At 49.7% G+C, this 21,289-nt stretch carries 19 protein-coding genes and 1 pseudogene; 15 read left to right on the forward strand and 5 right to left on the reverse strand.

Annotated features, from left to right (window positions below):
- Positions 1-12 precede the first annotated feature (12 nt).
- Both KEF85_RS16875 and KEF85_RS17030 read right to left on the reverse strand, forming a co-directional pair.
- Complete coding sequence (locus KEF85_RS16875; RefSeq protein WP_281413672.1) at positions 13-174, reverse strand: Hsp20/alpha crystallin family protein; 162 nt, start codon at positions 172-174, stop codon at positions 13-15.
- A gap of 83 nt (positions 175-257) precedes the next feature.
- A pseudogene (locus KEF85_RS17030) lies at positions 258-440 on the reverse strand (Hsp20/alpha crystallin family protein); the annotation flags it as partial.
- Between the two features lie 153 nt (positions 441-593).
- On the opposite strand from KEF85_RS17030, the gene fba reads away from it, so the two are divergent.
- The 3 genes from fba to KEF85_RS03055 all read left to right on the forward strand — a co-directional run bounded on the left by fba (position 594) and on the right by KEF85_RS03055 (position 2,916).
- Complete coding sequence (gene fba / locus KEF85_RS03040; RefSeq protein ID WP_215583256.1) at positions 594-1,616, forward strand: class II fructose-bisphosphate aldolase; 1,023 nt, start codon at positions 594-596, stop codon at positions 1,614-1,616.
- Between the two features lie 246 nt (positions 1,617-1,862).
- A complete protein-coding gene (locus tag KEF85_RS03050) occupies positions 1,863-2,018 on the forward strand; it encodes a hypothetical protein (RefSeq protein WP_215583257.1) in 156 nt (51 codons plus the stop codon).
- Between the two features lie 22 nt (positions 2,019-2,040).
- Positions 2,041-2,916, forward strand: a complete 876-nt coding sequence (locus KEF85_RS03055; protein ID WP_215583258.1) for a Fic family protein — start codon at positions 2,041-2,043, stop codon at positions 2,914-2,916.
- A gap of 912 nt (positions 2,917-3,828) precedes the next feature.
- Here KEF85_RS03055 and KEF85_RS03060 read toward each other — a convergent pair.
- Positions 3,829-5,061, reverse strand: coding sequence for an ABC transporter substrate-binding protein (locus tag KEF85_RS03060; RefSeq protein ID WP_425515588.1), 1,233 nt, complete (start codon positions 5,059-5,061; stop codon positions 3,829-3,831).
- 262 nt (positions 5,062-5,323) lie between these two features.
- On the opposite strand from KEF85_RS03060, the gene KEF85_RS03065 reads away from it, so the two are divergent.
- The 12 genes from KEF85_RS03065 (at position 5,324) to KEF85_RS03120 (ending at position 18,731) form a co-directional block, all read left to right on the forward strand.
- Positions 5,324-6,154, forward strand: a complete 831-nt coding sequence (locus KEF85_RS03065; RefSeq protein ID WP_215583259.1) for an MOSC domain-containing protein — start codon at positions 5,324-5,326, stop codon at positions 6,152-6,154.
- Positions 6,155-6,258: 104 nt separating this feature from the next.
- Positions 6,259-6,948, forward strand: a complete 690-nt coding sequence (locus tag KEF85_RS03070) for a DUF2076 domain-containing protein (protein ID WP_215583260.1) — start codon at positions 6,259-6,261, stop codon at positions 6,946-6,948.
- A gap of 277 nt (positions 6,949-7,225) precedes the next feature.
- Positions 7,226-9,784, forward strand: coding sequence for a bifunctional aconitate hydratase 2/2-methylisocitrate dehydratase (gene acnB, locus KEF85_RS03075; protein WP_215583261.1), 2,559 nt, complete (start codon positions 7,226-7,228; stop codon positions 9,782-9,784).
- Between the two features lie 170 nt (positions 9,785-9,954).
- Positions 9,955-10,893: a hypothetical protein gene (locus tag KEF85_RS03080; RefSeq protein WP_215583262.1), complete on the forward strand. Its 939-nt coding sequence runs from the start codon at positions 9,955-9,957 to the stop codon at positions 10,891-10,893.
- 326 nt (positions 10,894-11,219) lie between these two features.
- Complete coding sequence (acpP, locus tag KEF85_RS03085) at positions 11,220-11,453, forward strand: acyl carrier protein (RefSeq protein ID WP_215583263.1); 234 nt, start codon at positions 11,220-11,222, stop codon at positions 11,451-11,453.
- 96 nt (positions 11,454-11,549) lie between these two features.
- Entirely contained in the window at positions 11,550-12,794 is a 1,245-nt protein-coding gene (gene fabF, locus KEF85_RS03090; RefSeq protein ID WP_215583264.1) for a beta-ketoacyl-ACP synthase II, read from the forward strand.
- A 27-nt stretch (positions 12,795-12,821) separates the two neighbouring features.
- Positions 12,822-13,643: an aminodeoxychorismate lyase gene (gene pabC / locus KEF85_RS03095; RefSeq protein WP_215583265.1), complete on the forward strand. Its 822-nt coding sequence runs from the start codon at positions 12,822-12,824 to the stop codon at positions 13,641-13,643.
- 2 nt (positions 13,644-13,645) lie between these two features.
- On the forward strand, positions 13,646-14,638 hold the full coding sequence (gene mltG, locus KEF85_RS03100) for an endolytic transglycosylase MltG (RefSeq protein WP_215583266.1): 993 nt from the start codon (positions 13,646-13,648) through the stop codon (positions 14,636-14,638).
- Entirely contained in the window at positions 14,635-15,270 is a 636-nt protein-coding gene (gene tmk, locus KEF85_RS03105; protein ID WP_215583267.1) for a dTMP kinase, read from the forward strand. The genes mltG and tmk overlap by 4 nt, the downstream gene beginning before the upstream one ends.
- A 119-nt stretch (positions 15,271-15,389) precedes the next feature.
- Positions 15,390-16,376 (forward strand): DNA polymerase III subunit delta', encoded by a 987-nt coding sequence (locus tag KEF85_RS03110; protein WP_215583268.1) that lies wholly within the window; start codon positions 15,390-15,392, stop codon positions 16,374-16,376.
- Positions 16,377-16,475: 99 nt separating this feature from the next.
- Entirely contained in the window at positions 16,476-17,252 is a 777-nt protein-coding gene (locus KEF85_RS03115; protein WP_215583269.1) for a TatD family hydrolase, read from the forward strand.
- 348 nt (positions 17,253-17,600) lie between these two features.
- Complete coding sequence (locus tag KEF85_RS03120; RefSeq protein ID WP_215583270.1) at positions 17,601-18,731, forward strand: methyltransferase; 1,131 nt, start codon at positions 17,601-17,603, stop codon at positions 18,729-18,731.
- Here the strand turns inward: KEF85_RS03120 and KEF85_RS03125 are convergent.
- Both KEF85_RS03125 and KEF85_RS03130 read right to left on the reverse strand, forming a co-directional pair.
- A complete protein-coding gene (locus KEF85_RS03125; protein ID WP_215583271.1) occupies positions 18,709-19,158 on the reverse strand; it encodes a regulator in 450 nt (149 codons plus the stop codon). The genes KEF85_RS03120 and KEF85_RS03125 overlap by 23 nt on opposite strands.
- Positions 19,159-19,402: 244 nt before the next feature.
- A complete protein-coding gene (locus tag KEF85_RS03130; RefSeq protein ID WP_215583272.1) occupies positions 19,403-20,995 on the reverse strand; it encodes a PEP-CTERM sorting domain-containing protein in 1,593 nt (530 codons plus the stop codon).
- Positions 20,996-21,289: the final 294 nt, after the last annotated feature.

Here is a 21,289-nt window from a genome sequence, read left to right on the forward strand (position 1 = left end):
ATCATCAGGCGCTTATTCAATAGTTAAGCGTTGGCCGCTGATTTTCTGTTTTTTAGCCAAGGTTAAAGTCAGTACGCCGTTATCGTAACGGGCGTTGCTGGCAGCTTCATCCAGATCGACCGGAAGCTGGAAACTGCGCGATACTTCACCATAGTAACGTTCGGTACGCAGCAATTTTTCTTCTTTATGCTCATGTCAACCTGGCTGATTTGGGCGCGTACCGTCACTAGCTTGCCCTCAATATCGATCTGGATATTATCTTTGCCTGCACCTGGAATTTCAGCTTCCACGATAAATTCATTGGGATTTTCTTTGACATCCACCTTAATTTGATTAGGCAGTGGCTCACCATGTAGTGGCTTGATAAAATAGCCGGGATTGACATCCCGCAACAATTCGTCAAACAGATTATGACTAACAAACGGCTTTAAGTTACTCATGACAGTTCTCCAGTAAGTTTAATATAGCAAAAGTATTACACTTAAAGAGTATGGTGGCAATTACTGGAAAATCAAGTCGCTTCCCTTGTCTCATTCAGCTAATGGCCCTGCGCCTGATGATGAGATATAACCCAAAATAGAATCTGATAAATCATGGCCTTAATTTCATTGCGACAACTTCTGGATTATGCCGCCGAGCATAATTTTGCCGTCCCCGCCTTCAATGTCAGTAATATGGAGCAAGTTCAGGCCATCATGCAGGCCGCAGCAGCCTGCGATAGTCCGGTCATCATGCAAGGCTCGGCCGGCGCCAATAAATATGCCGGTGAAATATTTTTACGCCATTTGATTCAGGCGGCGGTGGAGCAATACCCACATATTCCCGTGGTTATGCATCGCGATCATGCGCCAACGCCCAGCATTTGTGCTCAGGCCATTCAATCTGGTTTCAGCTCGGTGATGATGGACGGCTCCCTGTTGGCAGACATGAAAACCCCGGCCTCCTTTGAATACAACGTCCGGGTTACCCGCACTGTAGTCAACATGGCCCACGCCTGTGGCGTATCCGTGGAAGGGGAGATTGGTTGTCTGGGCGCACTGGAAACCCTGGCATCGGCTGATCACAGTCAGTTATTAACCGATCCGGATGAGGCGGTCGAGTTTGTCAAACAAACCCAGATAGACGCTTTGGCCGTTGCTATCGGTACCAGTCATGGCGCATATAAATTCAGTAAACCACCTACTGGCGAGGTGCTGGTGATCAATCGCCTGAAAACCCTGCAACAACGTCTGCCCAACACCCATTTTGTTATGCACGGCTCCAGCTCCGTGCCGCAGGAATGGCTGAAAATCATTAATGAATATGGCGGCGATATTCCAGAAACCTATGGTGTACCGGTGGCTGAAATTGTCGCAGGGATTAAATACGGTGTCCGCAAAGTGAATATCGATACCGACTTGCGCATGGCCTCCACCGGCGCTATCCGCCGTTACATTGCCGAACCGGCCAACGCTGCCGATCTGGACGCCCGCAAAATCTATCAGGCTGCCCGGGATGCCATGCAGGCTTTGTGTCAGGAACGCTATCAGGCCTTTGGTTCTGCCGGTCATGCCGGGAAAATTAAAGCCATACCATTAGCTGTCATGGCTAATGGCTATGCATCAATTGAGTTGTAGAAGTGTAGATGGGGAGGGCGAGTTCGCTAGAGGGCAGCCTACCAAACGATGCTGAATGTTGATTCGTCTTGAATATGCCCCCGCTAAATCACCAACCAGTTTTTCAAAAGCTGGGAGTATTTAAAGTATCCCGTCTCAATGCAGCAATACGAAATCTAAATCGGCACGATCAAGCAGCAAATTGATTGAAATGTTTTTTAAAATCAGATGCTTATTTTTAAATAGATGATCGGCATCAAGATCGGCATGTCTTTCATTTCTGAAACACCTTATAGTATCGAGCCCTGTTTGCTGGATAATCCGCCGCTTGATATTGTTGATTTAATCGCGGAGTTGACAGGGTTGACAGAACAACTGGGTACGCGGCTGCATATCCATGCTGCCGCCAGCTTGGCCGATTAGGGTCCAAAATCTGATTGATGAAATGCATGTAAAAGGCGAGCTACCTGAGCCGGCATCAGTGGATTTTTTGCAATGGCTACACAGTGAATTTTACAGAGATGCAACTGATGAGATGCTTAACATCAATAATGGTCATCAAGCTTTTAAAATGATACCCGGTATTTTCCGGTCACTAAAAGAACATGATGTTGCGGTAGGGCGGCATTTACCGCCCGGTAGTGAATTTGTCGCAGATTTCATGCGGTATTTTGAGCAACGTTATTGCTTTGGCAAAATTGGCAAAGGCGGGCGTATTCTGGCTATGGCTGCTGCGCATCATCGATTGGCTTTTATTCACCCGTTTCCGGATGGTAATGGTAGAGTCAGTCGATTAATGAGTCACGCCATGGGGCTAAAGGCGGGCATAGGCGCTTTCGGCTTATGGTCAATCTCCCGAGGTCTCGCCCATGGCCTGACAAGCCGTCAGGAATACAAACAGATGATGGATTATGCCGATACCCCCAGGCAAGGTGATCTGGATGGTCGGGGTAATTTATCGCAAAAATCGCTGACAGAATTTGTCCGCTGGTTCCTGCGTGTCTGTATTGATCAGGTAAAATTCATGGTCGAATTATTTGAATTTGAACAGTTAGCCGGTCGCTTAAACGCCTATACCGAAAAGCAAGGCATGCGCCCAGAGGCGTTTTTGATTCTGCATAGAATTCTATTGCAGGGCGAAATGCCGCGTGGTGAAGCAGAACGGGTAACCGGTTTAAAAGAACGTAGCGCCAGGATGGTATTGGCCGACTTGATTCAAGATGGCATCGTCAATTCCCAAACCCCAAAAGGGCCTGTGTCCTTGCGCTTTAGTAGTCAATCGCTTGATATACTATTTCCCAGATTGTTTTCCGAAAGCTGAGCCAATTATTCACACTTGGGCGGTAGTGTTCAAAACTCAAAGAATGTTTAAGCTCGGTAAATCAGCGGATCAGAACGGGCATATTTGTCCGGCAATGTTGGCGTCTGTGAAAACATCAAGAAACATGGCCGCCAGGAATGTAGCTTGTCCAATGTATAACGCGACAAACTAACTTAATAGCTTTTTATTGAAAGCGGTTAAATCTGCTGACGATACACTTCGATTCTGGATTCTGGATTCTGGATTCTGGATTCTGTGTTTGCCGATTTTGACCGAAGTAGGTCTGGGAAAGTGGCTCTCAGAATTTAAGTTTTGCGTTTTGTCGTGTACAGCGAATCAGAATTTGAAGTATAAAATGGCTAGTTCAAGTCTGAGCTTATCCAATTGATTCTGTGTCCATGATGCCAAAACAAAATCAGTAGGCGATTTGCAGTCCTTTTTCCTTGAGTACTTGAGTATATGTAATAGTTTTAGCGCTCTGTCTCGGAAGGATGCCTTGCGCCTGATTTCCATTTTTGAACTATGTAGATGCGGTATTTGACATAGCAGCAAATACGGCTTGGCTAATATGTGATATTTTCCTAAGCTGCTGAATTTATTCTGAATTCAGTGTGTGTTGGTTGCAGGAACAATTGATCAAACTCGCGCATGGTACTTTTATTCAAGACCCGGTATTGTGTAGAGCTTATGCCGTTGCAAGTATTGCTGATTTCTGCTTTTTCATAGCACGTTACCTCATACATAGGCTCCTCCAGAGGCACGAGGCCCATCTGTCGTGATGTTTCGCGCGGCTCATCGGGTTAGGACGCCCTAACGTTATAAGGCGCAACACTCAGGTTATAGGGCGGCCGAATCTAAACCAATCAGCTGCCACTAAATTAACCAAACCGTACCAGCAAAAACTGCCGAATCTCATCGACACCCACTCTCCCCCTGATCATACCCCAAGGTATCCAGCTCTGTTTTGGGGTGCAAAAAGCCATCCAGCGGCGCTATGGCCACCATTTCCCGCGCCGCAGCCAGCAGCACGGGTTGGCGCAATTGCCCATCCCAGCTACGGAACGACATGGGTACCCCTTTATAACCCTGCAAGGCAAACGCAGGAGAAAACAGATAGTTTTTCAGCACGTCCACCTGATTGGACTTGGTGCGCACACTGGCCTCGCCGATAGCGCGTACCGCCAGATAGGATCCGTATTCCACTTCGCTCATCCAGCGTCCGGTCAAAGCCTTGAAGCGGTTTTGCAACTGCACTGCGCCCCATTGTTCATGGGTAGGGTGCCAAGCGGTGGCAATCAGACCCTGGGTGCCGATCACCGGACGCGGTATCCAGGTGCGGTAATCCAGATATTCGCCGAACTGACCTTGTTCGTCAGCTACCACCAATACATCGTAATCCACGCCTTGGGTAAATTCCGGCACATCGGCCTGATCGCTGCGATGTGAGCCAAAGTCATTAGTCCAGGTTTTTTCCGCTACCAGTTTCATGCCAAAGCGTTTGGCGGCGCGTTTCACGGCCTGGGCGTATAACTGATCGGCAGGGGTTTGGCCTATCACCAGAAACCATTTCTGCCAGCGTTTTTTGAGCATGTACTGGGCTAGCGCATCGGCGCGCATGGCGCGGCTGGGCAATAAATGCAGTACTTGATGCCGGCATTGCTCATTGCGTAATGCATCGTCGCTGGTGGCGGTGTCAAACAGCAGTTTTTGGGCGCTGGCCGGGGCATCGGCCAGTTTCAGCAATTGCTCGGCGGGCAGATTCACCAGTATCAGGCCGGGTTCTGCGCCGACCTGCTGATTAAACACCTGCAGCACGTCACTGTTTAACGGCACCACCACTTTTTTTAATTCATATTGCTGACCGGTAAACTGGCCGGTGGTATTGTTGTCAGAGATAGCCAGTTCTGCACCTGCCACACCCAGATCGGCAATAAATGCATCCAGATTGGACAGCGCTACCGGCGGGGCTTGTTCCTGGGTGAAGTACACCATTTGGACTACTTGTTTTGCTACTGGTGTGGCCGCGGGCGTAGTTACCGGTTTGGTTGCAGGCTTAGTCACGGTTTTGGTGGCGGCCATGCCTGGGGCGGCTAGGCATAACAGGCCCAGCAGGGCTGACAGGCCGGCAAATTGGGTGAAATTCATAATGCTCAGCTCAAAAATTAAAGCGGGATTTTACCCCATTACCTGGCGACTATCAGCCAAATCAGAATTTGCTGAATCGGCAGGTTTGTTGGTGTAGAATTTTATCATTGCATAGCCATGAGTAAGGTTATGCGCACTAATATCCTGTTATTGTATTGAAAACGGCTTATTGTGATTGCACTCAGACAAGGATTTCCAAGCTTTCCAGCAATTTTTGAATTTACAGGCCGTTTGAAATCAGCCGCTTCACCACACAATAATTATGCCCATACTCAGTCAAATTCATGTTTACCCGGTCAAATCCCTGGCCGGTTTTCAGGTGGATGCCTGGCCGGTAGATAAGACCGGTTTGCGTTATGATCGTAAATGGATGCTGGTGGATGCGGAAGGCCAGTTCTTAAGCCAGCGCCGCCTGCCCAGAATGGCTCTGATCAGCACCCGCATCAGCGCCGGGCAATTAATTCTCAGCGCCAACGGGGCCGTTGATTTCAGTCTGGCGCTGGATGAAGACCGCAATGCGCCAGCCCTGCCGGTGCAAATCTGGAAGGATAACTGCCTGGCTCACACTATCAGCGGCGCTGCCGACCAATGGCTGAGCCGGGTGCTGGATTATCCCTGCCGGCTGGTGTATTTGCCGGAACACAGCATTCGCCCGGTCGATCCCAATTATGCTCTCAGCAGTGATGAAACCGCTTTTTCGGATGGCTTTCCGTTTTTGCTGGTATCAGAAAACTCGCTGCACTCCCTGAGTGCAGCTGTTGGTCAGGACTTGGAAATGATTCGCTTTCGTCCCAATCTGGTAGTGGCTGAGTGCGAAGCTTATGCCGAAGACAGTTGGCGGCGTATCAGCATCAACGGCATTAACTTTCGGTTGCCTAAACCCTGTTCGCGCTGTCAGGTACCGACTATAGACCCTTACACCGGTCAAACCGGCAAAGAGCCTCTCACTACCCTAGCCAGGCTAAGGCAGTGGCAGCATAAAGTCTATTTTGGTCAGAATGTCCTGCATGATGGTCTGGGCGAACTGGTCGTCGGCCAGGCCGTGCTAATTACCGAAACTGGCGCCAAACAGCCGCCATTGAATATTTTTTAAACGCCACCATGATATTAATGGGAATTTTTTGGCGCTAACAGCGTCAAAACTGCCATGATGACCTACCGGGCCATCTTTAATCAGACTTTGGAGTTAAAACAGCTATGAACACACAGGAACGCGAACAACTCACGCATTTGCTGAAGCCATTGGTGGAATTTAAATTAAGCAATAAAGACAGTGAAGCCGACAACCTGATTCAACAAGCCGTGGCCCACCAGCCCGATGCTGCTTATTTATTGGTACAGCGGGTATTGTTGCTGGAACAGGCTTTAAATAATGCCAAAGCTCGCATCGACGATCTGCAAAAGCAAGCGCAAAGCAGTCAAGCCGGTTTTCTGGGCAGTGACCCTTGGGCGCAGCCGTCCGCGGCCCCGGTACCCGGCGTGGGCGCTTATCAGCAACCCCGTTATGCGCCGCAACCAGCCCCGGCTGCAGCACCTGCAGCCGGTGGCGGACTGTTCGGCGGTGGTGGCTCCAGCTTTCTGGGCAATGTCGCCACCACTGCAGCCGGTGTGGTAGCCGGGTCATTTTTGTTTCAGGGTATAGAAGGCCTGATGGGCCACCATAATTATGGCGGCGGCGGTTTTGGCGGGGCAGGTGGCTTTGGTCAGCAGCCGTTTGGCGAAACCATCAGCGAGCAAACCGTCATCAATAATTACTATGGCGATGATGCCAATCCGCAATTGGCCGATAACAGTGATTTTGGCAATAACCTGGTCAGCGACGATAGCGGCTTTAGCGATGACAGTGGTTTTGGTGACGACAGTGGTGGTGATTCCGACTGGTTCTAAGTTGGAATCGGTGGTTTTGGGGTCCGGGTGGTCTGATGGCTGCCCGGAATGGTTTGCTTGTTTTACTTGACTAAATATCAATAAATTCCCGATTTCCTTAGTGTTTTGCTTGGTTTTTTTAGTCAGGCTGGTGTTGGGGTGTTGGCTATAGTGCAGATAAATGACAACGCCCATTGCAAGCCGCTGTGATGGCGTTACAATACGGTAAACAGAACCGCGCAATGCGGTGCAACTCAGCCTGCCGCTGCCTACAGACTTCTCAGACACAGGAAAAACCATGCTTGTAGAATACCGAAAACATGTAGCCGAACGCGCCGCCGAAGGTGTGGCCCCTAAACCACTTGATGCTGCACAAGTTGCCGCTCTGGTTGAATTGCTCAAACAGCCCCCAACAGGTGAAGAGGAGTTTCTGTTGGAGCTGCTGAGTGACAGAGTTCCAGCTGGAGTTGATGAAGCCGCCTATGTCAAAGCCGGGTTTTTAACGGCAGTTGCTAAAGGCGAAGCAGTATCACCTTTATTAACTCCAGAACAGGCGACCGAGCTGTTAGGTACCATGTTAGGCGGTTACAATGTCGCCCCGCTGATTGAGCTGCTGGATAGCCCTGCGCTGGGCGCTACAGCCGCCAAAGCTTTGTCCGGCACTTTGCTGATTTTCGACGCTTTTCACGATGTGCAGGAAAAGGCTGCCGCCGGTAATGCCAACGCCAAACTGGTGTTGCAATCCTGGGCCGATGCCGAATGGTTTCTGCAAAGAGCGCCGTTGCCGGAAAAACTTACCGTTACTGTATTCAAAGTCAGCGGCGAAACCAATACCGATGATTTATCTCCGGCTCAGGACGCCTGGTCGCGCCCGGATATTCCGCTGCACGCCAAAGCCATGCTCAAAAATCCGCGCGAAGGCATTAGCAACGCCGAACAACAAATAACTGATTTAAAAGCCAAAGGTTTTCCGGTGGCTTATGTGGGGGATGTAGTCGGTACCGGTTCCTCGCGTAAATCCGCCACTAACTCAGTGTTATGGTATATGGGCGATGATATTCCGCATATTCCCAATAAACGCGGCGGTGGTGTCTGTATCGGCGGCAAGATCGCGCCTATCTTTTTTAACACGATGGAAGATTCCGGTGCGCTGCCCATCGAAGTGGATGTCACCGGCCTGAAAATGGGTGATGTCATTGATATTTATCCCTTTGAAGGCGTGATTAACGATCATGCCAGCGGCGCGGAAATCAGCCGCTTCCAGCTTAAAACCGAAGTATTGCCCGACGAAGTACGTGCCGGTGGCCGCATTCCATTAATCATAGGTCGGGGCTTGACCGACCGGGCCAGACAAGTACTGGGATTGCCGGCTTCGCAAGTATTCAAACGTCTGGGCAGCAGTGCCGAAAGCAGCAAAGGTTATACTCTGGCCCAGAAAATGGTCGGCAAAGCTTGTGGTGTAGTTGGGGTTCGCCCCGGCAGTTATTGCGAGCCGCACATGACTACCGTCGGTTCCCAGGACACCACCGGCCCGATGACCCGCGACGAACTCAAAGACCTGGCCTGCCTGGGTTTCTCCGCTGATCTGGTCATGCAGTCATTTTGTCATACTGCCGCCTATCCAAAACCGGTCGATATTGCCATGCAGCACAGTCTGCCGGACTTTATCAGAACTCGCGGCGGGGTATCCTTGCGTCCCGGCGATGGTGTTATCCATTCCTGGCTGAATCGCATGTTGTTACCCGACACCGTCGGCACCGGCGGCGATTCGCATACCCGTTTCCCGATCGGGATTTCCTTTCCGGCTGGTTCCGGTCTGGTGGCGTTCGCCGCGGCCACTGGTGTCATGCCGCTGGATATGCCGGAATCGGTGCTGGTGCGTTTCACCGGTACCATGCAGCCTGGTATTACCTTGCGCGATCTGGTTAACGCGATTCCGTATGCTGCCATTCAGCGCGGTTTATTAACTGTCGCCAAAGAAGGCAAGAAAAATGTATTCTCAGGTCGTATTCTGGAAATAGAAGGTCTGCCGGATTTAAAAGTTGAGCAGGCTTTTGAATTGTCAGATGCTTCGGCAGAACGTTCAGCCGGTGGTTGTACCATCCGTTTGAACGAAGCGCCGATTCGCGAATACCTTAATTCCAATATTACCCTGCTGAAATGGATGATAGCGGAAGGCTATGGCGATGCCCGTACCTTACAGCGTCGGATTAATGCCATGCAAGACTGGCTGGCCAGTCCGGTATTGCTGGAAGCCGATGCCGATGCCGAATATGCGGAAATCATCGAAATCGATCTGGATCAGATTACCGAACCTTTGCTGGCCTGCCCTAACGACCCGGATGATATCAAGCCGTTGTCGGCCGTGGCTGGTACCAAGATCGACGAAGTGTTTATCGGTTCCTGTATGACCAATATCGGCCATTTCCGCGCCGCTGGTAAATTGCTGGAAAAATCCGCCAATTTGCCGACCCGCTTATGGGTTGCGCCACCCACCAAAATGGATCAGGATCAACTGATAGAAGAAGGTTATTATGGTACTTTCGGCAAAGTAGGGGCCAGAACAGAAATGCCGGGTTGTTCACTGTGCATGGGTAATCAGGCCAGGGTGGCAGAGGGCGCGACTGTCGTGTCTACCTCAACCCGCAACTTCCCTAACCGGCTGGGCAATGGTGCCAATGTCTATCTGTCTTCGGCAGAACTCGCGGCGGTTTGCTCTTTATTGGGTAGAATCCCCACTGTGGACGAATATAAACAGTATGTTGGTGTGCTGGATGCCAGCAGTGCCGATACCTATCGCTATCTGAATTTCAATCAGATTGACAGCTATCAGGCTTTGGCCGATACGGTAGCTTAACCGGCCAGGTGACAATACCCGGCCATGTCGGGTATTGTGCTATTCGCTGCGCTTAAACTACTTCGGTTTTTATCGCCTAATAACCCCGGTTTCGGGGTTATTTTGTAAACTTAACAGCATGTCTTTGCTGCTTATGAAAATTTTTTGGCAAGGAGCCTATGACTCTATTTATGAAAAATCAGTCATTTGTATTTGACCAGATTCATATCGAAGTGGCGCGTAATGCTTCCGATGATTTCAATTTGTTTCATGATAAACATAAATGGTTACAAATTACCCATAATCCGTTCAAAGGCCCTATTGTGCTGGGCTTCCAGCTTAATACCCTGATCGAATACCAAATGCGGCTATATCGTGAGTCGCAACACGAAGATCAGATTATTGCCGAAAATCAGCTCTATTTCAGTAACTACCAGATTACCTTTATCAATGCCTTGCGGCCACGCCAGGAATTTAATCTGGAAGTCAAAAAAACTCTGATTACCACTATTCCGGAACTGACTTTAACCAATCGGATTGCCATCAAATCTGCCGGTAAAACCGTATTGCTGGGTTATAAAAAAGAAACTAAAACCCCGCTGTTTCTTGGCAATACCGATCTCAGCGGTTTGCCGGATCTGGGGGCGCTGCCTGATAAAACCCTGGTGCCTGGCACCGATTTTTTTCTAAAGCGCAAATGGCTGAATAATGGCAATGTCAAAAACTTTTTATCCGGTTCACTGGCCGAGCAGTCGGATTATTTTGATGAACTGTCGCAAGTTGCCGATTATCCGGAATTATTTCCTTGCTGTTTGACCTCCGGGGCATTATTGGAAAAAGCTCAACTCGAACATCATGATTTTAAACGTAATCCCATGGTGTACACCTCGCAGGATATTTCGGTAGACAGGTCGCTGGTGAAGCGATTGAAAAATAATGACAAACTGCATATATTGGTTAAGCAACTGCCTGAGTCTAGAGAAAATACGCTGAATCACACCAATATTCAGCTAAGGACTTACGAATGTTATGGGCTTATCGCCGGCAATGCCATCTTGTTTAGAATCAAGCTTAATCTGGTGCCGCTGGAAGAAATTATTAAAAACCTCAGCTTAAAAGCCGTATCTTAGCGCTGGTGCTTTAGGATGCAGGCAGAGTCTGAGATGCAGCCCTTGGGGAGTCTGTTTTTCTGTGGATTTGGCCTTAAGCTAAGGGGATGACAACTTCGATGGCTTGCCAGCTGATGAGTGCTGATTCGGCCTTAAGTCTACACTTGGGATTTGCTCGAATTGATAGTAATATGGCGAATGTTGTGAATTTTTCAGAACTTCAAGTATAATCATTCAAGTCCATGGGCTAGGCCGATGACGAGATTCCACATTAATCAACACAACACAAACTAAAGATAAGGCGATAGCTGTAGTTAAGCTTTCGTATTGTTCGAGGAAAAAAAATTATGAGTAATATCGAAGAACGAGTAAAAAAGATTGTCGGAGAGCAACTAGGCGTGAAGGAAGAAATCGCAAACGATGCGTCTTTTGTTGACGATCTTGGTGCTGATTCTTTAGACACAGTCGAACTCGTCATGGCGCTGGAAGAAGAATTTGAATGTGAAATTCCAGATGAAGAAGCCGAGAAAATCACCACGGTGCAACTGGCTATTGATTATATCAACGCCAATTTGCAATAAGCCGATCAAGGGGTCGGCGGAGCCCTCCGTCGGCCTGCCTGTATTCCCCTCCGGTTAGTTTTCATGCTAGTCTTCATTTTTTAACGGTAGTTCGCTGTGAGCACACGTCGAGTTGTAATAACCGGCTTAGGGGCTGTTACGCCCTTGGCCAATAATGTAGCCGATACCTGGGATGGGATAATCAACGGCAGAAGTGGTATTAGTTCCATTGATTCTTTTGATATTTCCAGTTTTGCCACAACGTTTGGCGGTGTCATCAGAAATTTTAATATTGGCGACTATATCGCCGAAAAAGATGCCAAACGTATGGATGGCTTCATGCATTATGGTATTGCCGCCGGCTGCCAGGCTTTTGAAGACTCCGGTATTGAAGTGACTGAACAGAACGCCGAGCGTATTGGTGTGGCGATTGGTGCCGGCATCGGTGGTGTCACCGGTATTGAAGAATGCCATGCCACCTTTACCAATGGTGGTGCGCGGAAAATTTCGCCATTCTTTGTACCCGGTAATATCATAAATATGATTTCCGGTAATCTATCCATTAAATATGGATTGAAAGGCCCCAATTTTGCCATCGTTACGGCTTGCGCGACCGGTACCCATAATATTGGCGATGCTGCGCGTTTAATCAAATACGGCGATGCAGATGTCATGGTAGCCGGCGGTGCCGAGCGCTGCACCACTTCGCCGACTGCGATGGGCGGCTTTGCTGCGGCTAAGGCTCTGTCCAGACGTAATAGCGATCCTCAGGCTGCCAGTCGGCCTTGGGATAAAGACCGCGATGGTTTTGTGTTAAGCGATGGTGCCGGTGTGGTGGTTTTGGAAGAACTGGAACATGCCAAAGCCCGTGGTGCAAAAATCTACGCAGAAGTCGTGGGTTATGGCATGAGCGGTGACGCTTACCATATCACCTCACCGGCTCCTGGTGGTGAAGGCGCGGCGCGTTGCATCCGAAATGCCTTGCGGGATGCCCATCTCAATCCGGAAGATGTGGATTACATCAATGCCCACGGTACTTCAACCCCGGCCGGCGATTTGGGCGAAACCTATGCCATGAAATTGGCTTTTGGTGCACATGCTTATAAATTGGCGATTAGCTCCACCAAATCCATGATCGGTCACCTGTTAGGTGCAGCCGGCGGAATTGAGGCTGTGTTCAGCGCTTTATCGCTGCAGCACCAAATTGCTCCGCCTACCATTAATCTGGACAATCCGAGTGAGGGATGTGATCTGGATTATGTACCGAATATCGCCCGAGATATGAAGATGGATATTGCTATCTCCAATTCATTCGGGTTTGGCGGTACCAACGGTACGTTGGTATTCAAACGTTACGTATAGAGCGGCTTTCCACAGCCTGCCGGCCCGATGTTTTTAATTAACGGCGAGCGCAGGCAGACTGTCGATGCGGCTGATCGGGGTTTTCAGTACGGCGATGGTTTGTTTGAAACCCTGGCCGTCAGCCAGGGCCGGCTACAATTTCTGCAACAACATTTAAAGCGTTTGGCTTTGGGCTGTGCAAAATTGCTGTTGCCGGAGCCTGATTTACAGCTGCTGGCTGCCGAGGCCCAACAATTGGCGGCCCAGGCTGAACAGGGGGTAGTGAAAATCATCATTACTCGTGGCAGCGGTGGCCGAGGCTATCGTCAGCCAGGTGTCATTTCCACTACCCGTGTTCTGGGTCTATATCCTTATCCAAATTATCCGGCTGATTATCAGCAACACGGCGTGGTGGTGCGGCTTTGTCAGCAGCGGGTGTCTGGAACTGCCGCACTGGCGGGCGTTAAACACCTGAATCGGTTGGAACAAATTCTAGCCAGGGCCGAGTGGCAGGATGAGGCTATTCAGGAAGGCTTGATGCTGGATAATAGCGGAGCAGTGGTCGAGGGCACCATGAGCAATCTATTTGTGCTGAAACAGGGTACACTGTGCACCCCGGCTCTGACCAACTGTGGAGTTGCCGGTATTATCAGAGAAATTGTGATGAACTTGGCCGCTCAACAACACATACCGGTGCTGGAAACGGTATTGCCGCCCCAGGCATTATTCCAGGCTGATGAAATTTTCCTGACCAATTCCGTGATCGGCATTTGGCCGGTACGGCAACTTGAGCAGCAGTCTTTCCCGGTGGGTGCTGTTACCCGTGTTTTGCAAAACCAGTTCAAAGCCTTATGTCACCCCGCAGCCTGAGCATGGGCAGAAGCATTGTGGCGTTTACCATCTTGATGGTGGTGGGCTTGCTGCTGGTCTGGGGCAGTATGCACAATCAGCTGATTTTAAAAAAATCGCTGATTACCGCCGATACTGTTTTTGAAATTAAAAAAGGCGATTCATTAGATTCCATTACCCGCCAGTTGCAAGCCCAGCATATTGATATTCATCCGCTGTGGTTTAAACTGTTTGCTTACCGGCATCATCTGGGTCATTTGATGAAAGCTGGAGAATATCAGCTCAAAAAAGGTGCAACTGCCGCCGATATTCTGCAATTATTTGCCGACGGTAAAACCCGTCAATATGCCATTACTTTTCCGGAAGGCTGGGCGTTTAAGCAGGTATTTCAAGCCATTAAAAATAACCCAAATCTGCAACATACCATTAGCGATGAAAATCTGCATGTGGTCATGGCGGCCATCGGTTCTGATAAAAACTATCCGGAAGGTTTGTTTTTTCCGGATACTTATTTCTTTGAAAAAAATACCAGTGATGTGGAATTGCTGAAACGCGCCCACGATAAAATGCAGCAGGTGCTGGCCACGGAGTGGGAAAAGCGCGATCAGGCCATCCCTTTGGAAAATCCTTATCAAGCCCTGATTCTGGCCTCGATTGTGGAAAAAGAAACCGCTGCCCGTGAAGAACGCAAACAGATAGCCGGGGTGTTTACCCGCCGCCTGAAAAAAGGTATGTTGCTGCAAACCGACCCTACCGTAATTTACGGCATGGGCGATGAATATCACGGCGATATCCGCCTGAAAGATTTGCGCCAGCCTACGCCGTATAATACCTATATCATTGAAGGCCTGCCGCCCACTCCCATCGCCATGCCCGGCAAAGAGGCCATAGTCGCGGCCCTGCACCCCGACAATAACAGCGAAAGCCTGTATTTTGTTGCCAGAGGCGATGGTCGTCACATGTTTTCCAGTACCTTGGCCGAACATGAAAAATACGTGGATCGTTACCAACGATGAAGCGGGGCCGTTTTATTAGTCTGGAAGGCGGCGAGGGCGTGGGTAAATCCACCAATTTGCTGTTTATCCGGGAATTGCTGGAACAACAGGGTATAGATTTGCTGGTAACCCGTGAGCCTGGTGGAACACCGTTGGCGGAAAAAATCCGCCAATTGCTGCTGGAGCACACCGAGGAAACGTTGACCGATCAGGCTGAGTTATTACTGGTATTTGCGGCCCGCGCCCAGCATATCCAGCATGTGATTTTACCGGCTTTGCAGTGCGGTCAATGGGTATTGTGCGATCGCTTTATCGATGCCACTTATGCCTATCAGGGCGGTGGTCGGCAATTGGATCAGCACACGATAGCCTGGCTGGAAAACACCGTGCTGAACGGCTTGGTTCCAGATTTGACGCTGTTGCTGGATGCCCCGGTGGAAACCGGTTTACAGCGTGCTCAAGTGCGTGGTGAACTGGACAGGTTTGAATTGGAAGAACTGGCGTTTTTCCAGCGGGTCAGACAGGCTTATCTGCTCCGTGCTGCCCAGCATGCTGAGCGTTTTAGAATCATCCAGGCCTGCCGGTCATTGCCGGAAGTACAGCAACAAATCAGGGTAGCTTTAGCATCTTTATTGCCTAAATACTCTGAATGAAATGGTATTGGGGAGTCACATGCGCCATATACCCGCCTAAAATTCAATCAGCGCAAATCCAACTCTTTCTTGCCTTGGCTTGAATCAGGTAAACAGTCGGCCCATGTTATAATCCGGGTATGACTCAGTCGTTTTCCCAAATTTATCCCTGGCAGCAGGCCGATTGGCAACATTTGCAAGCCTATCGGCATCAGCAGCGCATTCCGCAGGCCTTGTTGTTTTCTGGTCCTGCGGGTGTCGGTAAACGTCAGCTGGCAGAGGTTTTTGCTCGTCTGTTGCTGTGTCAGGCTCCGCAGCAAGACCTGCCATGTGGTGTCTGTCCGGCCTGCGAATTGCTGCAGGCGCAAACCCATTCGGATTATCTGAGTCTGGAACCCGATGCGGAAGGCAAGGTTATTGGGGTGGATAAGATTCGCCAGTTGATTGCCAAACTGGCTTTAACTCCGCAGTATGCCGGTTATCGTACCGTGATTATTGCTCCCGCCGATAGGCTGAACAGTGCTGCCGCTAATGCCTTTTTGAAATGTCTGGAAGAACCGCCGGAACGCAGCTGTTTTTTGTTGATCAGTGATCAACCGGGCTTATTACCAGCCACAGTGCGTAGTCGCTGTCAAAAACTGCAGGTTCAATGTCCAGATCCGCAATTGGCTATGGACTGGCTGGCTGGGCAAGGTGTCAATGCAGATAGCGGCCAATTGCTGAAGCTTGCTCAAGGTGCGCCCTTGTTAGCCAAGGTTTATGCCGAACAAAATATTTTGCAATTACGCCGTGATACCTTTACCGGCTGGCTGCAGGTTGGTCAGGGCAAAGCCAATTTAGTCCAACTGGCTGAACAATGGCATAAATATGATACCCAGACTCTGGATTTGATTCTGGCCTGGCTGAGTGTCTGGCTGGCTGATATTGTCAAGCTCAGGCATGGCGCCGATATAGCCAATCCGGATTTTGCTGCGGAATTGCAAAGCCTGGCCGCAAGGCTTGATTTGCCAGCGGTATATGCGCATTATGACAGGGTATTGCGCAGCAAGGCCTTGCTGCCGACTCAGTTAAACCGGCAATTGCAAGCCGAACAGTTATTGATAGACTGGCGGCAATTGCACGGCTGAATTCGCCAAAACGACTTGCATGCCTAGATAAGCTTAATTATATGGGCTTGGCTATCCCGGCCTTTGCCGATGTTACCTTATTAAACACCACTCGCCGCTATGTTTATTGACTCTCATTGCCATCTCGACCGCATCGACCTAAGCCGCTATCAGAATGATTTCGATTTATTTGTCCAGGATGCCGGCCATCAGCAAATTGAGCACATGCTCTGCATCAGTATTGACCTGGAACGCTATCCGGCTATGCACGAACTGGTGGCGGCTTATCCGCAGATTTCCCTGTCGGTGGGTGTGCATCCTACTGTTACTGATGGTCAGGAGCCCAGTCAGGCCGATTTACTGGCGCTGGCCGCTGATTCTAAAGTGATTGCCATCGGTGAAACCGGATTGGATTATTTTCATAATCAAGGGGATTTGGCTTGGCAACATCAGCGTTTTATCAATCATATAGAAGTTGCCAAAACGTTACGCAAGCCGCTGATTATTCATACCCGTGATGCCGGTCAGGATTCATTGCAAGTGCTGGCAGCCCACGGGGCTGATCGGGTTGGTGGTATTATTCACTGTTTTACCGAAGACTGGGCCTATGCCGAAAAAGCGTTGGAGTTGAATTTTTATATCTCGTTTTCCGGCATAGTGACATTTAAAAATGCCCATGCCATCAAGGAAGTTGCCCAAAAAGTCCCGGCTGACCGGTTTTTGATAGAAACCGATTCCCCGTATCTGGCTCCCACGCCATTTCGTGGCAAACCCAATTATCCGGTATATGTGCGTTATGTAGCGGAAGCCATTGCCGAGTTGCGGGGTATTAGCGTGGCCGAAGTAGCGGCATTAAGCACTGCCAATTTCCGCCGTTTGTTTGCAGAGCATTTGTAAAACGCAAAAAAAATGCGGTCACCGAGGGGAGGAGACCGCATTTAACGAGGAAGGAAATAACTCGCTTACCTGGAGGTGTGGTTCAGGTACTTGAGTCGGTACTGATTATAGAATAAGCCTGGGATCAGGAAAATGAGGCAAATTGCCGCGTGACAAATTGTCGCTGCCTGGCGCTTTGAAACGCTTAGCCTAGTGTGCTCTGGTGCAGTACTTGAACTTAACTCACAGCACATCGGTCAATCTGTGCTTAATTGATTTGAAAAACCATAAAGCCTAGCCAGGATGCTGCCACGCGGTGCCGAAAACCCGTGCTGCGATTTTCTTTATGGTGAATAGCGACGAGAAACCATGGAAACCTGTTTAGAAGTACCGCAAGGCAGTTATCAATTGCAGCGCTTGCCGTTGCGTAAACTCGAGTTGCTGCAAGCCTGGGATGCTGCCGACTGTTATTTGCTGGAGCATCTGGCTGGCGCAGCACCGCCGCTGAATACGTCCATCGTTATTTTAAACGATAGCTTTGGTGCATTAGGTGTGGCGCTGCATGATTATTCGCCGCTAGCCAGCTCAGACTCTTATCTTTCCCAACAATCCAGCCGCCACAATCTGGTTTTAAATGGTCTGGCAGCAGAGCAATTGACTTTGTTAAGTAGTTTGGAAACACCAGCGGGCGAAATTGATTATCTTTTGATCAAAGTGCCGAAAACCCTGGCCTTGCTGGAATATCAATTGTTATGTCTGCGACCGCTGTTAAGACCAGATAGTAAAGTTATTGTCGCTGGTATGGTGAAAAACCTGCCGGCATCGGTCTGGAAACTGCTTGAGCGGCTGATCGGCCCCACCACCACTTCCTTGGCAGTAAAAAAAGCCCGTTTAATTTTTGCCCAGCTTGACCCGGCTATCCCGCTGCCGGATAACCCCTATCCGTCCAGCTACATACTTGAAAACAGCGCTTACCGGATTTACAACCACGCCAACGTATTTTCGCGTGATAGCCTGGATATCGGCAGCCGCTTTTTACTTCAGCATTTGCCCAATAATCCTGATTACCATGATTTCATCGATCTGGGTTGCGGTAATGGCGTGATCGGCTTGATGCTGGCGGCAAAGCAGCCCCAGGCCAGGCTGACTTTTGTGGATGAGTCCTATATGGCGCTGGCCAGCGCCCGGCAAAATTTTACGGCAGCACTTGCGGAAAGAACCGCCGATTTTGTGTTGGATGACTGCCTAAGCAGTTTTGCGCCGGCTGCCGCGGATTGTATTATTTGCAATCCGCCATTCCATCAGCAGCATACCATCGGTGATCACATCGCCTGGCAAATGTTCAAACAGGCCTATCGGGTGTTGCGTCCGGGGGGTGAGTTGCGCGTCATCGGTAACCGCCATCTCAATTATCCGGCCAGCCTGAAAAAATTGTACGGCAATTGTCAGGTGCTGGCCGGCAATGACAAGTTTGTAATTATGCGGGCATTAAAGCGTTAAGCTGGGCCTGATAAAGATTGGCCAAGTCAGTTTTGGTCAGTGTGGCGATAATCTGCAAGTCATCGTCCAGAATTTCGTATAACAGCTCATCCTCACTGCGTATGCTGAACAGCACAATCGCATCTATATTACCGCCGCCTTCCCGATGCGGCTCCTCGCTGGCTGGGCTGGAAGTATAACGGCCGGTAGGCCGGATTTCCTTGAGTTGACCGTCTGTCGTATACAAACGATGCTCGCCCTGGATCACAAGCATTTTATTCAGGGCTTTGTGGCGGTGCAGCACAATCTGCTGATGGGCCGCAAATTTGAAAATAACATCAATGGTATTGTGATTTTCATCAATGTCCAGAATAGAATATTGAAAATGTTCAAAACTGCCCAATGTTTGCCAGAGTATAGTTTTGTCGTCAAATTGATAGTTGCTCATAATGTTGTCGCGGTTGGTGTTTGGTGGCGACAGCATAAATTGCCAGGCTCGGCGCGGAAACCGAGATTTGCCTGAGGATGCCGGGAAATTTGCCCGGGGATTTGATGCGGATTGTGGTGGGGCAGACAAGGTGCAGTACATCGCCCCCTGTCTATTTGATGTCTGACTGTACCCACCTTACAGTCACCGATGTTCTGAGTTGGATTTGCCTGCCTGGTAGCAGGCAAATCCGGATTGCCAAGCTTTAGACGTTTTTGCGTTTACGTGCAGCACCAAATAAGCCCAGCAGGCCGCTGCCTAACAGCCAGACACTGCCTGGAACCGGCACAGCGGCAGCGGTAGGAGCCAAAGCGACCCCACCAAAACGCTGGCCGGCAGCGGCAGTTTCCAATACGCTAAAAGAGGTATTTGCTGCTGTGGAATCGCCGGCTATGGTAATAGCCACAATTTGATTAGGATCGGCACCCAGGTCATGAGTGGTTTCATTACTGACAGTAGAGGTAGTACCGTAAATGGTAAAGCTGCCATCGGCATTAACCTGGCCGGTAATATTGCGCAGGCCGTCTTCCTGTACCTGCCAGCTTAAGCCGGTTGGAGTTGTGGCAGGCTGATCAAGCAGACCTTTCTGAAAAGTTTGGACATCGGTCCATGTGCCGCTGATCAGTTTCCATTCTTCCAGGCCGGCATAAGTAGTGACTTTGCCGGCTACGCCTAAACGTACGCCATCGCCTTCATCAGCCACAAACAAGGTAGTCGAATTGGCAAACCACAGACCGAATGGGTGTGGAGTTGCGGTCAGAGTAGCAGGCGCTTCCGCCACTTTTTCAGATAAAGCATTAAAACCAGGCAGAATGCTGATGCTGGCATTTGCAGGAATACTGCCGCCATTAGCCAGAGCGCCGGTAGCGCCTACCTGATAAACCGTATTCACACCATTGCTGCCGCTGCCTTTGGTGACAAACAAGGTGTTGTCGAATATGGTCTCGCTGCGGAAATTGTCGTCTTTGCCGGTTTTGTCTGCGGCATAGTTAGCGCCGGGATTAGCCGGATTAGGTACTTGCGCCAGTGAGAAGCCATGTTGATAGCCGGTAGAGCTGCCAAACGTGCCTTGGGTTGCACCAATCGCAGTGGTGTTGCCGGAACTGCCGACTGCGATGGATTGCACGCCGGTGTTGTCACTTAATTGGCTTAACACGGTACCGTTACCGCTGCCGTTGCCGGCGTTACCCACCATATAATATTGACCGTTGGCCTGGATGGCAGCACGGCCATTATTGCCGCTGTATGCATTGACCTGGGTCAGCGACACATTGCCGGTGCTTAAATCTACGCTGGCAATTTCACGGGCAGAAGTCGATTTTACCGGGTTAGAGGCATCCACTACCGCTGCAGTGTTGGAATTGGAAACGTCCAAAGCGTTGGCCGGGGCGGCATAACCCATGAAACTAACCGATTTGCCGTCAGTAGATACGTTCAAAGCCAGTTCGGATTTGGAAGCAAAGCTGGTGTTGATTTTGCTTGAGTCCAGTGCCAGTGAGCTGACAACTGTACCGCTGGTGGTGATTTGATCCAGATAAATTGGTGAAGTAACGCCGAATGAGGCATCCGGTGTTTCATTTTTAAACACATTCGGAAAAGAACCGTCAGCAATGGCAGTCCCACCGCCAGGCAGAGTTTGACCAATCGTCACGGTTGAAGCGTCGCCAGTGTAAACAGTGCGGGAAACGATCAGGTTACCAGCGGTAAAGGCATCCGCCATTGCACCGTTGGCATAGCCTAATGACAACATCGCCGCCGCAATAGCGGTTCTGGCGGGAAATTTGTTAACAAACTGCATGTTCAGCTCCGAAAGATTAGTCAATTAATTGTTTGAGTTATAAATGGCGCCCGATTCGTAATTGCACAGTATTTGTTTCAGGCTCCATCTTTTTTCACGGTAACAAGGCAATGTGACATATCTGAGAACTGGTTCACAAAATGAGGCTTTGTCATTAAAATATAACGAGTTTGCAACAAACTCTTCATGAGTTCGCATAATCGTGCCAAGTCACTAGCAAAAATAAGGTTTACTAGCCCATCTACCGGCTCATAAATGTTAAGATAGAATAAATTAAACTTTTTCAGGTGCATT

It is taken from the genome of Methylomonas paludis (genome assembly GCF_018734325.1).
GTDB classification, from domain to species: Bacteria; Pseudomonadota; Gammaproteobacteria; order Methylococcales; family Methylomonadaceae; genus Methylomonas; species Methylomonas paludis.

What these genes read in the sequence shown, in the direction of transcription:
- fba (WP_215583256.1), top strand. Translation starts at nt 594, where the DNA reads ATGGCCTTAATTTCATTGCGACAACTTCTGGATTATGCCGCCGAGCAT.
- KEF85_RS03050 (WP_215583257.1), top strand. Translation starts at nt 1,863, where the DNA reads ATGTCTTTCATTTCTGAAACACCTTATAGTATCGAGCCCTGTTTGCTG.
- KEF85_RS03055 (WP_215583258.1), top strand. Translation starts at nt 2,041, where the DNA reads ATGCATGTAAAAGGCGAGCTACCTGAGCCGGCATCAGTGGATTTTTTG.
- KEF85_RS03060 (WP_425515588.1), bottom strand. Translation starts at nt 5,061, where the DNA reads ATGAATTTCACCCAATTTGCCGGCCTGTCAGCCCTGCTGGGCCTGTTA.
- KEF85_RS03065 (WP_215583259.1), top strand. Translation starts at nt 5,324, where the DNA reads ATGCCCATACTCAGTCAAATTCATGTTTACCCGGTCAAATCCCTGGCC.
- KEF85_RS03070 (WP_215583260.1), top strand. Translation starts at nt 6,259, where the DNA reads ATGAACACACAGGAACGCGAACAACTCACGCATTTGCTGAAGCCATTG.
- acnB (WP_215583261.1), top strand. Translation starts at nt 7,226, where the DNA reads ATGCTTGTAGAATACCGAAAACATGTAGCCGAACGCGCCGCCGAAGGT.
- KEF85_RS03080 (WP_215583262.1), top strand. Translation starts at nt 9,955, where the DNA reads ATGAAAAATCAGTCATTTGTATTTGACCAGATTCATATCGAAGTGGCG.
- acpP (WP_215583263.1), top strand. Translation starts at nt 11,220, where the DNA reads ATGAGTAATATCGAAGAACGAGTAAAAAAGATTGTCGGAGAGCAACTA.
- pabC (WP_215583265.1), top strand. Translation starts at nt 12,822, where the DNA reads ATGTTTTTAATTAACGGCGAGCGCAGGCAGACTGTCGATGCGGCTGAT.
- mltG (WP_215583266.1), top strand. Translation starts at nt 13,646, where the DNA reads ATGGGCAGAAGCATTGTGGCGTTTACCATCTTGATGGTGGTGGGCTTG.
- tmk (WP_215583267.1), top strand. Translation starts at nt 14,635, where the DNA reads ATGAAGCGGGGCCGTTTTATTAGTCTGGAAGGCGGCGAGGGCGTGGGT.
- KEF85_RS03110 (WP_215583268.1), top strand. Translation starts at nt 15,390, where the DNA reads ATGACTCAGTCGTTTTCCCAAATTTATCCCTGGCAGCAGGCCGATTGG.
- KEF85_RS03115 (WP_215583269.1), top strand. Translation starts at nt 16,476, where the DNA reads ATGTTTATTGACTCTCATTGCCATCTCGACCGCATCGACCTAAGCCGC.
- KEF85_RS03120 (WP_215583270.1), top strand. Translation starts at nt 17,601, where the DNA reads ATGGAAACCTGTTTAGAAGTACCGCAAGGCAGTTATCAATTGCAGCGC.
- KEF85_RS03125 (WP_215583271.1), bottom strand. Translation starts at nt 19,158, where the DNA reads ATGAGCAACTATCAATTTGACGACAAAACTATACTCTGGCAAACATTG.
- KEF85_RS03130 (WP_215583272.1), bottom strand. Translation starts at nt 20,995, where the DNA reads ATGCAGTTTGTTAACAAATTTCCCGCCAGAACCGCTATTGCGGCGGCG.